The 15,568-nt window shown below is 62.3% G+C and carries 15 protein-coding genes and 2 pseudogenes; 14 read left to right on the plus strand and 3 right to left on the minus strand.

All coding sequences use genetic code 11. The features are described 5' to 3' along the window. The first annotated feature begins 25 nt into the window (after positions 1 to 25). Genes NKH59_RS26415 through NKH59_RS26435 form a run of 5 tightly spaced genes read left to right on the plus strand, consistent with a single transcriptional unit; the run spans position 26 to position 5,193 of the window. Positions 26 to 1,087 carry a substrate-binding domain-containing protein gene (locus NKH59_RS26415; protein ID WP_352472940.1) on the plus strand — a complete coding sequence of 354 codons (1,062 nt, stop codon included), beginning with the start codon at positions 26 to 28 and terminating at the stop codon, positions 1,085 to 1,087. Positions 1,088 to 1,147: 60 nt separating this feature from the next. After that, a complete protein-coding gene (locus tag NKH59_RS26420; RefSeq protein WP_352542302.1) occupies positions 1,148 to 2,209 on the plus strand; it encodes a substrate-binding domain-containing protein in 1,062 nt (353 codons plus the stop codon). Positions 2,210 to 2,244: 35 nt separating this feature from the next. Next, positions 2,245 to 3,219 carry an ABC transporter permease gene (locus NKH59_RS26425; RefSeq protein ID WP_352542303.1) on the plus strand — a complete coding sequence of 325 codons (975 nt, stop codon included), beginning with the start codon at positions 2,245 to 2,247 and terminating at the stop codon, positions 3,217 to 3,219. Positions 3,220 to 3,231: 12 nt separating this feature from the next. Beyond that, positions 3,232 to 4,431 (plus strand): alanine racemase, encoded by a 1,200-nt coding sequence (locus NKH59_RS26430; RefSeq protein WP_352542304.1) that lies wholly within the window; start codon positions 3,232 to 3,234, stop codon positions 4,429 to 4,431. A 9-nt stretch (positions 4,432 to 4,440) separates the two neighbouring features. Continuing rightward, complete coding sequence (locus NKH59_RS26435) at positions 4,441 to 5,193, plus strand: ATP-binding cassette domain-containing protein (protein ID WP_353023492.1); 753 nt, start codon at positions 4,441 to 4,443, stop codon at positions 5,191 to 5,193. Positions 5,194 to 5,302: 109 nt separating this feature from the next. Here the strand turns inward: NKH59_RS26435 and NKH59_RS26440 are convergent, their stop codons facing one another. Next, positions 5,303 to 7,693 (minus strand): thiamine pyrophosphate-binding protein, encoded by a 2,391-nt coding sequence (locus NKH59_RS26440; protein ID WP_353023494.1) that lies wholly within the window; start codon positions 7,691 to 7,693, stop codon positions 5,303 to 5,305. 128 nt (positions 7,694 to 7,821) lie between these two features. Here NKH59_RS26440 and NKH59_RS26445 point away from each other — a divergent pair, with 128 nt between their 5' ends. Then, positions 7,822 to 8,295: an Lrp/AsnC family transcriptional regulator gene (locus NKH59_RS26445; protein WP_352542306.1), complete on the plus strand. Its 474-nt coding sequence runs from the start codon at positions 7,822 to 7,824 to the stop codon at positions 8,293 to 8,295. A 599-nt stretch (positions 8,296 to 8,894) separates the two neighbouring features. Next, on the plus strand, positions 8,895 to 9,026 hold the full coding sequence (locus NKH59_RS26450; RefSeq protein WP_353023496.1) for a carboxymuconolactone decarboxylase family protein: 132 nt from the start codon (positions 8,895 to 8,897) through the stop codon (positions 9,024 to 9,026). Between the two features lie 443 nt (positions 9,027 to 9,469). Here NKH59_RS26450 and NKH59_RS26455 read toward each other — a convergent pair. Continuing rightward, a pseudogene (locus NKH59_RS26455) lies at positions 9,470 to 9,886 on the minus strand (ATP-binding protein); the annotation flags it as partial. A gap of 69 nt (positions 9,887 to 9,955) precedes the next feature. Between NKH59_RS26455 and NKH59_RS26460 the strand changes: the two are divergent. From NKH59_RS26460 to NKH59_RS26475, 4 genes are all read left to right on the plus strand, one after another. Then, positions 9,956 to 10,252: a hypothetical protein gene (locus NKH59_RS26460; RefSeq protein WP_353023498.1), complete on the plus strand. Its 297-nt coding sequence runs from the start codon at positions 9,956 to 9,958 to the stop codon at positions 10,250 to 10,252. Further along, a complete protein-coding gene (locus NKH59_RS26465; protein WP_352542308.1) occupies positions 10,242 to 10,832 on the plus strand; it encodes a type II toxin-antitoxin system VapC family toxin in 591 nt (196 codons plus the stop codon). Before NKH59_RS26460 ends, NKH59_RS26465 begins: the two co-directional genes overlap by 11 nt. Further along, on the plus strand, positions 10,829 to 11,026 hold the full coding sequence (locus NKH59_RS26470; protein ID WP_352542309.1) for a hypothetical protein: 198 nt from the start codon (positions 10,829 to 10,831) through the stop codon (positions 11,024 to 11,026). Before NKH59_RS26465 ends, NKH59_RS26470 begins: the two co-directional genes overlap by 4 nt. A 506-nt stretch (positions 11,027 to 11,532) precedes the next feature. Next, positions 11,533 to 12,405 (plus strand): ferritin-like domain-containing protein, encoded by an 873-nt coding sequence (locus NKH59_RS26475; protein ID WP_353023499.1) that lies wholly within the window; start codon positions 11,533 to 11,535, stop codon positions 12,403 to 12,405. Between the two features lie 369 nt (positions 12,406 to 12,774). Here NKH59_RS26475 and soxR read toward each other — a convergent pair whose 3' ends face one another. After that, on the minus strand, positions 12,775 to 13,200 hold the full coding sequence (gene soxR, locus NKH59_RS26480; protein WP_502895522.1) for a redox-sensitive transcriptional activator SoxR: 426 nt from the start codon (positions 13,198 to 13,200) through the stop codon (positions 12,775 to 12,777). 94 nt (positions 13,201 to 13,294) lie between these two features. Between soxR and NKH59_RS26485 the strand changes: the two genes are divergently transcribed. From NKH59_RS26485 to NKH59_RS26495, 3 genes and pseudogenes are all read left to right on the plus strand, one after another. Then, entirely contained in the window at positions 13,295 to 14,017 is a 723-nt protein-coding gene (locus tag NKH59_RS26485; RefSeq protein ID WP_353023501.1) for an SDR family NAD(P)-dependent oxidoreductase, read from the plus strand. Next, positions 14,014 to 15,138, plus strand: a complete 1,125-nt coding sequence (locus tag NKH59_RS26490; RefSeq protein ID WP_352816244.1) for an S-adenosylmethionine:tRNA ribosyltransferase-isomerase — start codon at positions 14,014 to 14,016, stop codon at positions 15,136 to 15,138. The genes NKH59_RS26485 and NKH59_RS26490 overlap by 4 nt, the downstream gene beginning before the upstream one ends. Further along, positions 15,072 to 15,343 (plus strand): annotated as a pseudogene (locus tag NKH59_RS26495) (type IV secretory system conjugative DNA transfer family protein); the annotation flags it as partial. The gene NKH59_RS26490 and the pseudogene NKH59_RS26495, both read left to right, overlap by 67 nt. Positions 15,344 to 15,568: the final 225 nt, after the last annotated feature.

Consider the following 15,568-nt stretch of genomic DNA (forward strand, 5'->3'; position numbering starts at 1 on the left):
TGAGAGCGAAAATGGGAGAACTATCATGCTGATAGACAGACTTGTTGCTACAGCACTTGCAGGTAGCCTGATGCTCATGGCCGGTGGAGCCGGCGCACAGACAGTGGGACCGAGCGGCGAGACGGCGACACCCAGCGCCGAGGTTAGATTGTCGGATGCAGACCTGGCCGCAGTAAAGGAGAAGGGCTACAAGGCCGCGCTGCTGTGGCACACCTCCTCCGACTTCACCAATGCGGTCACGTCCGGTGCCAAGGATGAATTTGCCCGTGCCGGCATTCAAATCGTCGCCACCACCGACGCGGGCTTTGACGCCGCGCGCCAGCGCAGCGACATCGAAACCGCGCTCGCGGCGAAGCCAAACGTCATCCTGTCACTGCCCCTCGATCCGGTCACTTCGGCCGAGGCGTTCCGTCAGGCGCTCACCGACGGCACCAAGCTGGTATTCCTTTCCAATCTGCCGAAAGGCTACAAGCACGGAACCGACTATGCAGCCATCGTCACTGACGACCTGTTCCAGATGGGCAAGCAGGCGGCCGATGCACTGGCCAAGGCGCTCGATGGCAAGGGCAAGGTCGGCTACATCTTCCACGACGCCAGTTACTATGTGACGAACCAGCGCGACCAGGCTTTCAAGACAACGATCGAGAAGGATTATCCCGGCATCAAGATCGTCGCCGAGCAGGGGATCTCCGATCCGGCGCGGGCAGAAGAGCTGGCCAGCGCGATGCTCGTGCAGCATCCCGATCTTGACGGCATCTACGTCACCTGGGCCGAACCGGCCGACGGCGTGCTGTCGGCCTTGCGGGCAAGCGGAAACACCAAGACCAAGATTGTCACGCTCGACCTCGCCGAACCGGTGGCGCTCGATATGGTCAAGGGCGGCAATGTGACCGCACTGGTGGCCGACAAGGCCTATGAGCTCGGCCGCGCCATGGCCGCTGTCGGCGTCAAGGCGCTGCTCGGCCAGGAGACCCCGGCCTTCGTCGTTGCCCCGGCGCTTACCGTGACCAAGCAGAACGTTGCGCAGGGCTGGAAGGATTCGTTGAACCGCGACGCGCCGCAATCGGTGCTCGACGCGGCCAAATGACAGGGCAATGCCCGGCGGCCAATCAGGGCCGCCGACATCATAAAAACAAGGGGAACCGACATGCGCATAGCAATTGGAATGTTGTCGGCACTGGTAGCACTCGTCGCTGCCAACGCCTTCGCAGCCGAGGGCACCACCACGGGACCGAACGGGGAAAAGCCGACGCCGGCAAAGAGCGTCGTGCTCACACCAGCTGAGGAGCAGCAGATCAAGGACGGCAAATACACCGCCGCGCTGGTCTGGCATGAGATGAGCGAATACACCAACGCGGTGAACAGCGGCGCCCAGGACGAGTTGAAGCGGCTCGGCATCACGGTCGTCGCTCAGACCGACGCCGGCTTTGATGCGGCCCGTCAGAAATCCGACGTCGAGACAGTACTCGCCAAAAGGCCCTCTATTATACTGTCCCTACCGGTCGATCCCGCAAGTGCGGCCACCGTCTATGATCCTGCGCGCCAGGCCGGCGTGAAATTGGGATTCGTCGACAATTCGCCGGCAGGCTACGTTCACGACAAGGATTATGTGACCATCGTTTCGGACGACCTTTTCCAGATGGGCAACAAGGCCGGGATCGCAATGGCCGACGCGCTCGGCAAGCAGGGCAAGGTCGGCTACATCTTTCACGATGCCGATTTCTACGTCACCAACCAGCGTGACGGAGCATTCAAGCACACGATCGAGCAGGACTATCCCGACATGAAGATCGTGGCCGAGGCCGGAATGGCCGACCCCGCGCGCAGCGAGGAAATCGCGCAGGCGATGATCACACAGCACCCGGACCTCGACGGTATCTATGTCACCTGGGCTGAGCCGGCGCTTAGCGTGCTGTCCACTTTGCGGGCGGCCGGCAACAGCCACACCAAGATCGTCACGCTCGACCTGAACGAACCGGCGGCACTGGACATGGTGAAAGGCGGCAACGTTGCGGCACTCATCGCAGACGAAGCCTACGACATCGGCGTGACGCTGGCGCGCGCCACGGCCGCCTCGTTGATCGGCAAGAAAGCCGCGCCGTTCATCGTGGTCGATTCCCTCGCCGTCACCAAGGACACCGTCAAGGACGGGTGGAAGCGGTCCCTCAACAAGGACGTGCCCGCGACCATCGCGGCCGCCATGAAATAGCGGCGGACAATGGCGCCCCGCCGGAGGAAGTGAGAATGTCGAGTGTCAACACCAGCCCCGGCCGGGCAGCGAGCTTGGTCAGCCGCTTCAACCTGCAGCAATATGTCGTCTATCTCGGATTTCTGGCGATCTTTCTGTTCTTCGCGATCGTACTGAAGGACAGCGGTTTTCTGACGGTCCGCAACCTGTCGAACATCGTGCTGCAGACGGCACCCGTGACGATCATGGCGATCGGCCTTGTCTTTGTCATGTCGGCTGGCGAGATTGATCTTTCGATAGGTTCGATCGTTGCCGTGGCAGCCCTTGCCGCCGCGGTGGCGATAAACGCCTACGGCTTGGTGGCTGGGGTGCTGGCCGGCCTCGGCGCCGGCCTGCTGATCGGCCTTCTCAACGGCGCCCTCGTGGCTTACGTCAAGTTGCCTTCATTCCTGGTAACGCTGGCGACGCTCGGGCTGTTTGCCGGCGTATCTCGCTCGATGACCGACTTGCGGTCGATCCCGGTCACCAACGACGCCTTCACCGGTTTCTTCGGCTCGGGTTCTTTGCTGGGTGTTCCGTCTTTGATCTGGTGGACGGTAATTGCCGTTGCGATCGCGCATCTCATCTTTCGCGAGACGCGCTTCGGCGCCCATGTGCTGGCCACCGGCGACAACAGCCGTGCCGCCAGTGTTTCCGGCATCAGCGTGGCGCAGATAAGGCTTGCCGTTCTGACCACAAGCGGCGGGCTCGCCGGCCTTGCCGGGCTGCTCTATGCGGGCCGGCTGCAGGCTGCGAAATACACGCTCGGCGAAACCGACCTTATGACGGTGATAGCGGCGGTCATTGTCGGCGGAACCCTGCTTAACGGCGGCAAGGGATCGATTGTCGGTGCGCTGGTGGGCTCGCTGATGATGGGCATGCTGAACAACGGCCTCATCCTGATGGGCCTGTCCGTCTCCGACCAGATGATCGTGCGCGGCTTGATCATTCTTGCGGCCGTCGCCGTATCGCTGCGCGAAAAGTCCCGTTGAAGGAGTTTTGTCATGTTCCTCGATGTTCTGCGGCGCCGCAATCCGAGCTTTATAGAAAGCGCCATGCGCCTGCACCAGGAAGGAAAGCTGCCGGCTAATTCCTATGTGCTCGACCTCGATGCCGTCGAAAGCAATGCCCGGGTCCTGAAGCGCGAGGCCGACCGGTTCGGCCTGAAGATTTTCGCCATGACCAAGCAGGTCGGCCGCGCCAGTTCGTTCTGCCATGCGCTCAAGCGTGGTGGCATCGATCAGGCCGTCGCCGTCGACATGGCCTGCGCGCGGGCAACGCACAGAGCAGGCCTGAGGCTCGGTCATCTTGGCCACCTGCAGCAGATCGCAAGGCACGAGGCCAATGCGGCGGCCAAAACGTTCAGGCCGGACTATTGGACCGTCTTCAACGACACCAAGGCTGAAGAAGCCGCTGCCGGCGCAAGGCTCGCCGGGTACACGCAAAACCTGCTTGCCCGCATCCGCGCCGATGGTGACGTTTTCTACCGCGGCCACGAAGGTGGTTTTGAGGCGGCTGATATCGCCGCGGTCGCCGAAAAACTGGATGGTCTCGACGGCGGACGGTTCGCTGGCATCACCACCTTCCCGGCGCTGTTGTTCGACCAGACCACGCGAACGGTCCTGCCGACACACAATCTGGCGACACTGGGCAGAGCTGCCGAAGCGCTCGCCAAGTCCGGTCGCAGCGACATAGAGGTGAACGCGCCCGGCACAACGTCGAGTGTCCTGCTTGGCGCGCTGGCCGAAGCCGGCGCCACGCAATGTGAACCGGGCAATGGCTTGGCCGGCACCACTGCGCTGCACGTCATGGAAGATCTGCCGGAGCTCCCTGCCGTTCTGTATTTGACCGAGATCTCGCATTTGTCTGGCGGCAAAGCCTACTGCCTGGGTGGCGGCTTCTATATCGATCCGATCTTTCCGGACTATGAGGTGAAGGCAATCGTGTCCGCAGAACCCACCACGGCCGCCGCCGCGCTCAGAAGCGTCGAGGTGCCGCCGCCTGCGGCAATCGACTATTACGCAATGATTGACGCTAGCGGCGCCAATGCGCCACGCTCCGGCGACACGGCGGTGTTCGGCTTTCGCGGCCAGGCGTTCGTGACCCGCGCCTACGTGGTCGGCATCTCCGGTGTCTCAAAGGGGGCGCCCCAGGTCGAAACGATCGAAAACGGTTTTGGCGAAACCGCTGCCTGGCCTGTCTAGGAGCAAGTGATGAACGCGACCACGACCGGCACGCCCCCTGTTTTGCAGCTGCGCGACATCCGCAAGAATTTCGGCGGCCTCACGGCAATCGAAAATTTCTCGCTCGAGCTCTGTCCCGGCGAGATAGTGGCGTTGGTCGGCGATAACGGTGCCGGCAAGTCGACGCTGGTCAAGATCGTGACGGGGGTGCATGCTCCGACATCCGGGACGATCATCATCGAGGGGCAGGCGGTGGCAATGTCGAGCGCCACCATGGCGCGCGCCCACGGAATTGAGGTGGTCTATCAGGACTTGGCGCTCGCCGATCAGCAGACCGTCTACATGAATATGTTTCTTGGCCGCGAGCCGGTGAACCGCTTCGGCCTGCTCGACCGACGCCGGATGATCGACGACACCGAAAAGCTGGTGAAGGATCTCGACGTTCGCATCCCATCGGCTCACGCCACCATCCGCGATCTTTCGGGCGGCCAGCGCCAGGGCGTGGCGATCGCGCGCGCCACGCACTGGGCAAGCAAGCTGATCCTGCTCGACGAGCCAACCGCCGCGCTCGGCGTTGCCGAGACCGCCAAGGTCGAGACGATTGTTCTGTCGCTGAAGCAGCGCAATATCGGCGTGCTGATCATCAGCCACAGCCTCGACCAGGTGTTCAGGCTCTCAGATCGGATCTGTGTTCTGCGACGTGGCAAACAGATCGGCGTGCGCAAGACCAGCGAGACCGACAAGAACGAGATCGTCGCCATGATCACCGGGCTTCAGCACTAGTCTAGCCCGGTCCGACAGAGGCGCGCCGTTCAGATATTGCGTTACCCGAGCAGCGAGTGGCATGATTTTAGATCCACGATCAGGCCTCGGCCACAGAATGTCGTCAGCATCAATCCAGCGCGCGCAGATGGCGGATGGGGCGCCCACCAGCAATCCGCTCGGCGGCTGTGGCTATGGAATTGGCGTCGATGCCGAAGTGGCGGTAAAGGTCGCCGATAGTACCTGACTGGCCAAAATGCTCGACGCCGAGACTGCGCGTGCGATGGCCGTACACCGAACCCAGCCAGCCGAGTACCGCCGGATGACCGTCGGTGACGGAGATGATGGTGCAATGCGCAGGGAGATCGGCAAACAGCCTTTCGATATGACTCCTGGCGTGAACGAGGCCGCGTTCGCGCGCGCGACTTGCCGCTGTCCAGCCTGCGTTCAAGCGATCGGCCGAAGTCACGGCCAAAAGACCGACGTCGCGACGGTCCTCTGCCATCATGCCGATAGCTTCGATGGCCTCCGGCGCAACCGCGCCGGTATAGGCAACAATCACTTCGGCATTGGGACCCGGAGCCCGCAGCCAGTAGCCCCCGTCGATGATGTCCTGCTCGAGCTGTGGCATCATGGGACGAATGATCTGCTCGACCGGGCGCGTCGAGAGCCGCAGATAGACCGAGCCGCCGGTCTCGTCGCGCAGCCAGGTGCGCTCCGACTGCACGGCGTCGCCGTCGCGCTGCATATAATCCAGCGCAAAGCGCATGATGACGCCCAACTCGTCGACGAAGGCCGGCTCGTAAGCCGCAAGCCCGTCTTGCGCTATGCCGATCAACGGTGTGGCGATCGACTGATGCGCCCCACCTTCCGGCGCCAATGTGACCCCGGATGGCGTCGCGACCAGCAGGAAGCGCGCATCCTGATAGCAGGCGTAATTGAGCGCATCGAGACCGCGCTGGACGAACGGATCGTAGAGCGTGCCGATCGGCAGCAGCCGTTTGCCGAAAATCGAATGCGACATCCCAAGTGCCGACAGCAGGATGAACAGATTGTTCTCGGCGATACCCAGTTGGATGTGCTGGCCGGAGGGGCCGAATTCCCATTTCTGCGCCGAGGCGATGCGTTCGCTGCGGAAAGTGTCCGCAAGTGACTGACGCGCGAACAGGCCGCGCCGGTTGACCCAGGGACCGAGATTGGTCGAGACCGTGACATCGGGCGATGCCGTGACGATCGCGTCGGCGAGCGGCCCGCCAGCGCGCGCAATCTCGTCCAGAATTCTGCCGAAGCCGACCTGCGTGGAGACGCTGCCTTTGGCTTCCGCAACGAGACGACCGGGGACCACGATGCGCTGGGCGTGCCGGCGCCGCTGGCCCTTTGCCGCGAACGGAACGGCGTCGAGGAACCGTTGCAGCTCCAGATCTCCAACAGCCAATCCCTCGAAGGCGTCCCACTCCCGCCCGTCGCCGACCGACATCGAGGCACGAAGGACCGCCATCTGATCCCTGGTCATCAAGCCGGCGTGGTTGTCCTTGTGGCCGGCGAGCGGCAGGCCGAAGCCCTTGATCGTATATGCAATGAAGCATGTCGGTCGATCGTTGCCGCGTGCCGTCCCGAAGGCCTCGATCAGGCATGGCAGGTCGTGGCCGCCGAGATTGGTCATCAGCGCGGCGAGCTCGGCATCGGAGCGCCGGTCGAGAAGCGATGCCAGGCCCGGCTTGTCTCCGATGTCGGCGACCAGGCGCTTGCGCCAGGCGCCGCCGCCTTGAAACGTCAGCGCCGCATAGAGCTGGTTCGGGCAGGCCTCGATCCAGGCCTTTAGCGCCTCGCCGCCGGGTTCGGTGAAGGAGGCTTCGAGCAGCGAGCCATATTTCAGGATCACGACGTCCCAGCCGAAATTCCGGAAAATGCTTTCGAAGCGTTCCCAAAGGCCTTCGCGAACCACGGCATCGAGGCTCTGTCGGTTGTAGTCGACGATCCACCAGCAGTTGCGCAGGCCGTGTTTCCACCCTTCGAGCAGCGCCTCGAAGATGTTGCCTTCGTCCATCTCGGCATCGCCGATCAGCGCCACCATGCGGCCCTCGGGCATGCTTTCGTCGCGGGCGCCGAGATAATCCTGCACAAGCGAGGCAAACAGTGTCTGCCCGACGCCGAGGCCAACTGAGCCGGTGGAGAAATCGACGTCGTCGACATCCTTGGTCCGCGACGGATAGCTTTGCGCGCCACCGAAGGCGCGAAACCCTTCGAGCTTCTCCCTCGTCTGATTGCCGAGAAGATACTGGATGGCGTGAAACACTGGCGAGGCATGCGGCTTCACCGCGACCCGGTCGTGTGGCCTCAGCACCGAGAAATAGAGCGCGGTCATGATCGTCACCAGCGACGCCGAGGATGCCTGGTGTCCGCCAACCTTCAAGCCGTCCGTATTTTCCCGCAGGTGATTGGCGTTATGGATCATCCATGTCGACAGCCAGAGCACCTTTTTCTCCAGTGCCGAAAGTGCCTCCAGTTTTTGTTTGTCCATGCTGCAAGACTCCCGGTTGCGATGTCTCAATCCTAGGGCTGAGCAAAAGCCAATTGTCGCTAAACTTGCATGAGATTGGCAGCCGCGTTAGCTGGTTGTGCCAATATCAGCCAATGGAGTAACGTTCGATGCCAAAAGGTCGACTGGACAATATCGACCGAAAGATCATTGCCGCGCTGCAGGTCGATGGCAGGATGACGGCGCAGCAGCTTGCCGAGCGGGTCGGCCTTTCGGCCTCGCCCTGCGCCCGCCGGGTCCGCCTGATGGAGGATATGGGGGTGATCACCGGCTATGCCGCACTGATCGACCAGGACATGGTCGATCTGCCGATCTCGGTGTTTGCCTCGATCAAGCTTGAGCGCCAGCGCGAGAGCGAGCTGAACCGGTTCAACGCGGCAATCGCGCGCTGGCCGGAGGTGGTCGATTGCTATCTGATGACTGGCCAGCGCGATTATTTGCTGCGTGTGGTGGTGCGCGACCTGCACGCCTATGAGCGCTTCCTGAAGGAAAAGCTGACGCGGCTCGATGGCGTCTCCTCGATCGAGTCCAGCTTCGCGCTTGCCCAGATCAAGCGATCGAACCGGTTGCCGGTAGAGCCATGATTTTTTGGACGGACCCGCGTGTCGCAGGTCTTGCAGCAAGTGGGCAATATGGGTTCGGCACGCCACAACACTGACTGTGATTTCTGGTATTTCCGCCGGCTGCAATTGGAGCTTATGCGTCATGGTTGCGGCGATTAGATAAAGAATTTTTTGTTGGGCCTGGCGAGCATCGTCTGCCTTCCGGCGCATCAGCCGCCGTCGCGCGGATTGCTCAAGAACCTGGCTGACCGCCAAAGCCAACCAGGCTGCAATGGCGCGGGACGTCCACCATTTGGCGGTCCTGTTCCGGGAAAAACCGGTCAGAGGCGATCAGAAAAGCGCCGGTGCCGCTCGACATAGCGCGCCATGGCACTGGAGGGGTCTGCAGATTTTGCGCAACGAAGAACGCCGTCTTTCCGGTGCGACGGCGGAACGTCAACCCGGAAGGGACAAGGACAATGCGAGTTGAACCCAAGAAAACGAAACAGGCAGCTTCTGACGCTATGAATGCGCTTTGGGCGCTTGAACACGCGATCCGCAACTGTTGCCTCGAACCAAGTCTGATCGCGCTCGTAAGGATGCGCGCATCCTAGATCAATGGCTGCGCCTACTGCATTCATATGCACACAAGGACGCTCGCGCGCTCGGCGAGACGGAAGAGCGGGCTCTATCTGCTCGATGGCTGGCGCAGGGCAGATTCGCTGTACAGCGAGCGCGAACGCGCCGCCCTCGCCTGGACAGAGGCCCTTTAGTGACGAAGAGCTCCCCCAGCTGACCTTTCTCACCGGCACCACCAATCTCTGGGACCGTCTCGCTGTCGGCTTCCGATTGGTCCACCCGGAACGCACGAGGCCTACCGACATCAGCCAGGCGCGTTCCTCGTTTGAGCCGGCGAGCGCCAAAGCCCTCTTCATTGCAAACCATTTTCGTCAGGAAAAGGAACTCCAGGAGGAGACCTGAAATGATTTCAAATCCGCGCCAGCGGGGCATCGCTCATTTTGAACGGCTTTTCGGCGCGGGAGCCGCCCAGGCTTCGCACGGGCTGCCCAGCTTGGAGCTTTCGGCTTGCCGGCGGAGGATGGGAATGCGTTCCCCGACGCCGTGGCACTCGCCGTCCTTTCGCGGTGTGTTTCTGACGGCCCGGCCGTTTACTTTCAGTTTGCAGCCTCAACTCATCACACGCCGCAGCAGCCAACTACGTGAGCTCGTGAATTGTAACGCCGGGAACGACAGCCTTGGCGATCTCGCACAGGTGCTGGTGATGCGTCAGATAAATCACCTGGCCAGCGCTTGCCATCTGACCAAACAACCTGAAAACCTCGTCGGACCGGAAATGGTCGAAGTTCTCCATGATGTCGTCGGCAATGAATGGCCCAGAGGGTCGAAACTGGGCGAACTCGTAATATCCGGCAAGCCGCAGGGCCAGCTAGAGCTGAAAACGCGCACCCTTTGAGAGCGCGTCGGCGACCTTGGACTGCCCCTCGCGCTGCAATGCGATGAGGACTTCTCAGCCCTTCACGGGTTGCGTCGCAAGCCCCGAATACTGACCGCGCGTGATGAGTGCGAAAGCGTCAGATGTCCGTTTGATCATCCCGGAGCGATGGTCCCGACGGCCAGCGGCTACTAAGCCTTGCCTATGCGTTCAACGCAATCTACATTCTGTTCAACACAGGAGGTTCTCATGGCTGCGCAGACACGGACGGCTGCAGAAAGCGAAGCAACGGTCGCATCGACCCGCAATAAACTTGTACTGGAGCAAGCGAAAGCCGCCGGCCTCCTCGGCGCCGCGAAGAATACCCGTCTTTCGGCGCGGGTGTCCGCGGAGTTGATCGAGGCGGCCAAGAAGCGCGCCCATGTCACCTCGGACACGGAGCTGTTGGAACTGGCGCTGTCGCGCCTGGCCCTCGAAGATGACTTTGGCGCCCGCCTGGTCGGACGTAAGGGCAGTATCCCGGCGGACATAGATCTTGGGGTTTGATCTTTCCGAAACGCTCCGATCGCTAAAGCCCCAAAAGCACAACGGAACGCTGAAGCGCAGGGCCGACGACGATCTCCCATGGGTTGCTGACGAACCTGCGATCGGGGGACCGCTGTTTCTGGATACGAGCGTCTATCTGGATGTCCTGCAGGGACGATCGCCGGTTGAAGTCGATACGCTGCTTACCTATCGCCGATGCCACCATTCCGCTGCCTGCCTGTCTGAGCTGACCCAAGCCTTTGGTCGGCTGGACCCTAAGCATGCATCCACAAAAGCTGTCCTCGAGACGATTGAAGCCACGGTAGAGGACATTCCGGACTACCGACTTCATGCACCGGACGATGCGATCTGGGGACAGGCCGGGGTCTTGGCTGGCTTGCTCTTCCGGCTGAGCAATCTGCCCAAGAGGGAGGGGCACGAGCGGCGCTTCCTAAATGACGCCCTCGTGTTCCTGCAGGCGCGTCAGTTGGGTGCGAGCGTGCTGACCGGTAACGTCCGCGATTTTGATTTCCTCACCCAGGTTCTGCCGACGGGACGGATCATCCTCTATCGAGCTCGGCCGGAACGGCGGTCATCATGAACGTCACGGTTGGTCCTCCTGTCGATATTCTTCACGAACTGGAACAGCTGGATCGGGGGCCGGCGACTGAGGTCAATCATCTGCAGAATACGCCGGCCTTTCTGGGTTTTGTGAAGCTGGGTCAAACTCGATACCCCACATTAGATCCGGCTCTATTTGGCGGTTTTCGCTTGCCTTGGCGGCCCGCCAGCTAGGCTTGCCTGTCTCGTCCGTGGCCAGGGTTCCGGTTTGGCGGCGAGTGCAACCGGGATCGCGGACCGGCTTGATAACGCGATGAAAAGTACAGCGTCGAGGCGACTGCACCTCTGCCCGCTTTATCTGGCATCACACCTTCCGGCAATCTCGTTCGGTCCAAACCAAGTGCAGCGCTTTTCTGCGATCGAGCTTGAGCAGCTTTTTGATGTTCCGCAGCTTCACCGCGCGAATGAAAAGTGGTCGTTCGATAGCGGACGTTTCTCCCAGTTCCGACGCGGGCGTAGCTTATCCGGCTCATAATGTGTCACCTCAATGTCTAGACTCGAGGCTTGGTCACAAATAGTCGATGCCAACTCCGACGTTACGCGCCCAAAAAGCCATTGATCCGGAGCACGACCCCTGCAAAGTCCGACCTTTACAGGAACATTTCGCCTATGGCGGAGTTGGGCGCGTTGCCCGCGATAAGGTGCCAACGGTGGTCCCGGCGGACTTTTGGGAGGAAGCCATGATACTTGCCATCCCTTCACTCCACCTTTCCCGTCGCCGCGCATTGCAATTTGGGCTGGGAGCCAGCCTCGCCGCCACGACGGGCCTGGCGCCGGTTTCTCGCGCCTATGCCAAGGAAGAAGTGCAGGACGAGGACATTTTCCGCTTTGCGCTCAACCTGGAATACATGGAGGCCGAATATTATCTTCGCGGCACCACCGGAAAAGGCATCGACGCCGCCGATGCCGGTTCCAAACCCGGCGATGTCGTCGGCGGAAAGAAAGTGTCCTTCGAGACACCCGCCATCGGCGAATTCATGCAGGAGGTTGCTGAAAACGAACTCGCGCATGTCCGGTTCTACCGCAAGACGCTTGCAAAGAACGCAGTCGACAGGCCGGCCATTGATTTCGATGCGGGGTTCAAGGCGGTCGCGGAGGCAGCGGGCCTCGGGCGGGACTTCGATCCCTTCGGCAACGAAACGAACTTCGTTCTCGGCGGCATGCTGTTCGAGGATGTCGGCGTCACCGCCTATGCCGGTGCTGCGACGGTTCTGAAGGACAAGGACTTCCTCGCAGCCGCCGCCGGCATATTGGCGGTCGAGGCCTATCACATGGGAATGGCGCGCTCCACTCTATACCGGAAGGGAGAGAAAGCCTGGAAGGCCGCCAACGCCGTCTCCGATGCACGAGACAAGATCGACGGGCCGGAAGACAAGGACCAGGGCATCCAGGTGAATGGCAAGGCCAATTTCGTTCCTTCGACGCCCGACGCGATCGCGTTCACCAGGACGCCGCAGGAAGTGCTGCGGATCGTCTATCTCACCGACAAGGACGGAGTGAGCAAGGGCGGCTTCTATCCGGAAGGGATGAACGGGACCCTGAAGAGCACCTGAGTCGCTCGCGACAGGCGATCGGATCGCCGGAAGAGATGCAGCGGGCCTGCGGGCGGCACTGCTGGTACGGCTGCGCGACGATCACGAATCAAATCCGCCGCAGGAGTCTTACGCTCCCGGTTTGTCCATCCTAACGATGCCAACCCCGGCGGAGCGGGAGCCTTCCATCGCGTCGATTTTGAGCAGCTCTTGTTCTGACCCTTTGTTGACCGCGGTTTTGAGACAAATGCAGGAGCTGTCCGGTTCAGCGCGATTCCTGAATTGACATCAGGGCCGCCGCGCCCTGACCTTACCGGGGCCCGCAGCGTCTCGCACTTGGCGAAGTCTTGCGCTGCCGAGTTCTGCAATAGGGACAGGCAGGCTGTCAACTCACCCCAGCCAATACCTCGGCCCCGGCCCCTTGCGTCCTGCCATATCGGCAGGGTTCGCAAGGCTACACCGGTCCATCGACAGGCAGCCGCAACCGATGCACTCGGTAAGCCCCGACCTCAGGCGCTGCAACTCGGCGATGCGCTGGTCGATGCGCTTGGTCCACTGGCCCGACAACCGCGACCAATCCCGACGCGACGGCACGCGATCGGCCGGCAACTTGGCCAGCTCGGCGCCGATCTCCTCAAGTGTCAGCCCAATTCGCTGCGCGAAGACGATGAAGGCGATCCGGCGCAGCACGGATCGCGGGTAGCGTCTGTGTCCCGAGCCGGCCCGCTCGGACGCGATCAGCCCGCGCTCCTCGTAGAAGCGCAGGGCCGATGAGGCGACGCCGCTGCGCCGTGACACGTCGGTGATGGTCAGCATGGAATCCATGCATGAACCAAAGCACAATTCCCGCTTGACTTCAAGTTAACTTTAACTTGTAGCAAGAGGCATACGGATTAAGGGAGCACTGGCAATGCAGACGAATATCGAACTTCAGGGACTTCGCGTGGCGGTCACGGGCGGCACGTCCGGTCTCGGACTGGCGCTTGTGCGGCAGCTTGCCGCACAGGATGCGTGCGTCGCCTTCGTCGCCCGCACCGCCGCGAACGTCGCACGCATCGCTGACGAGACGGGCGCGCACGGCGTTGTCGGCGACGTCGGCAAGAAGGAGGACACCTACTCGATCGCGCTACAGGTAACCGCGAGCCTCGGCGGGCTCGACGTCCTGATCAACAATGCCTCGAGCCTCGGCCCTGTCCCTCTGGCGCTCCTCGCCGATACTGAGTGCGAGGAGCTGGAAACAGTGCTCGCCGTCAACCTGGTCGGCGCGTTCCGGCTGACGAAGGCTCTTTTCGGTGCGCTTGCGGCGTCCGCGCGCGGCGGCCGTGGCGCGATGGCGATCAACATTTCCAGCGACGCCGCGGTGAACGCCTATCCCGGCTGGGGAGCATACGGCGCGAGCAAGGCCGCTCTTGCCCATCTGACGGCGATTTGGGACGAGGAGGCGAAAGCAGACGGCATCCGGCTCCTCGCACTTGACCCCGGCGATATGGACACCCCACTGCACGCGCTCGCGATCCCTGATGCTGATCCGGCGACCTTGAAGCGCCCCGAGGAGGCAGCTGCCGAGATCATCGAAAAGATGCTCGACGCGTTGCCGGTCCGCTCTACGCGTCTCGCCGGAGCACATGCATGATTGCCGCCGATCGTCCCGATCAGCGCTCCGCCAGGCTGTTCGTCGTCGAGGCGGACGGCACGATGCGCGACCTGCCGCGAGCTGGACTCGCGACGCTGTTCAACCCCGGCGATCTGGTCGTCGCCAATGACGCCGCGACCTTGCCTGCCAGCTTGCACGGCACGCATGTCCCAAGCGGTGAGGCGATCGAGATCCGCCTGGCGGGCTGGCTATCACTTCCCGATCCAACCCGTTTCGTGGCGATTGCCTTCGGCTCGGGCGATCACCGCACGCGCACGGAAGACCGGCTGCCTCCACCTCCGCTGTCACCAGGCGATCGCCTCCGGCTCGGCTCGCTTGACGCCGTCGTCGAGCGCCTTCTCGACCATCCACGCCTTCTCGAATTGCACTTCCCAGGCAATCGCGCAGCGGTGCTTGCAGGACTGGCGCAGCACGGCCGGCCGATTCAATACGCGCATGTTCCCGAGCCGTTGGCACTGTGGGATGTTTGGACGAAGATTGCCGCCGGGCCGGTCGCGTTCGAGGCGCCATCGGCAGGCTTCGCGCTCGACTGGCGCACGCTCCAAGCCTGGCGTCGGCACGACATTGGCTTTGCAACACTCACGCATGCTGCGGGCGTCTCTTCTACCGGCGATCCCGCGCTCGACTCGCGCCTTCCCTTCGACGAGCCATACCGCATCCCTGGGCGCACCGCGGCGCAGGTCGCGTGGGCGAAGCTGCGCGGCGGCCGCATCATTGCGATCGGCACGAGCGTAGTGCGCGCACTTGAGGCAGCTGCCAATCCCGGCGGCAATGTGCGTGCCGGAAATGGCATTGCGACAGGGCGCATCGCGCGGGGCACGCGGCTTCGCGTGGTCGATGCGGTTCTCACGGGCGTCCACCAGCCCGGCGAAAGCCATTTCGAGCTCTTGCGCGCCTTTGCCGACGATGCTCTGCTCGCCAAGGCCTCCGCAGCCTTCATCGCGTATCGATACCGCGCGCATGAATTCGGCGATTCCATGCTGCTCAATCGCCAACCGCTGCTTCTATCGCGCGAACGGAACCGTGCCGAGGTGCTCCCGAGATGCGCGCCATGCGCAACTATGCGGGCCATCGGCTCTCGCCCTGGCTTGGCCATCTGATGGTGTCGCGCTCCGAGACCGCCAGACCGCTGCTAACCCGGGCGAGATCATGCAGCTCCCGCCCGCCGACGAGATCGTCATGGTGGCGGGCACGCCGCCGATCCGCGCGAAGAAGGCGCGCTACAAGGATCGCCGTTTCAAGGACCGGCTCATGGCGCCGCCGGTGCTTGCCAGGCCGGCACAGCCGGGCACGGACGACTGGAGCCCGGCTGCCGCTTCGGGCCAGGCCGGCGAGCATCGTGTGATCTCGTGAAGCCAATCGGCGCCGTCGGGCGCTTCGTCGACCAGGCGCGTCAGCTGAGGCTCGATCCATTTCGGCGGATGCGTTTTATTCGGCTGAGGGATCCACCGTCTTCCGCGTCAATTGAGATAAAGCGCCGTCATGCGGGCCAGACTACCACATGATGACGGTATATCCGCTGCAGCTTCT

Origin of the sequence: Mesorhizobium sp. M0998 (assembly GCF_040318885.1) — a bacterium.
GTDB lineage: Bacteria > Pseudomonadota > Alphaproteobacteria > Rhizobiales > Rhizobiaceae > Mesorhizobium.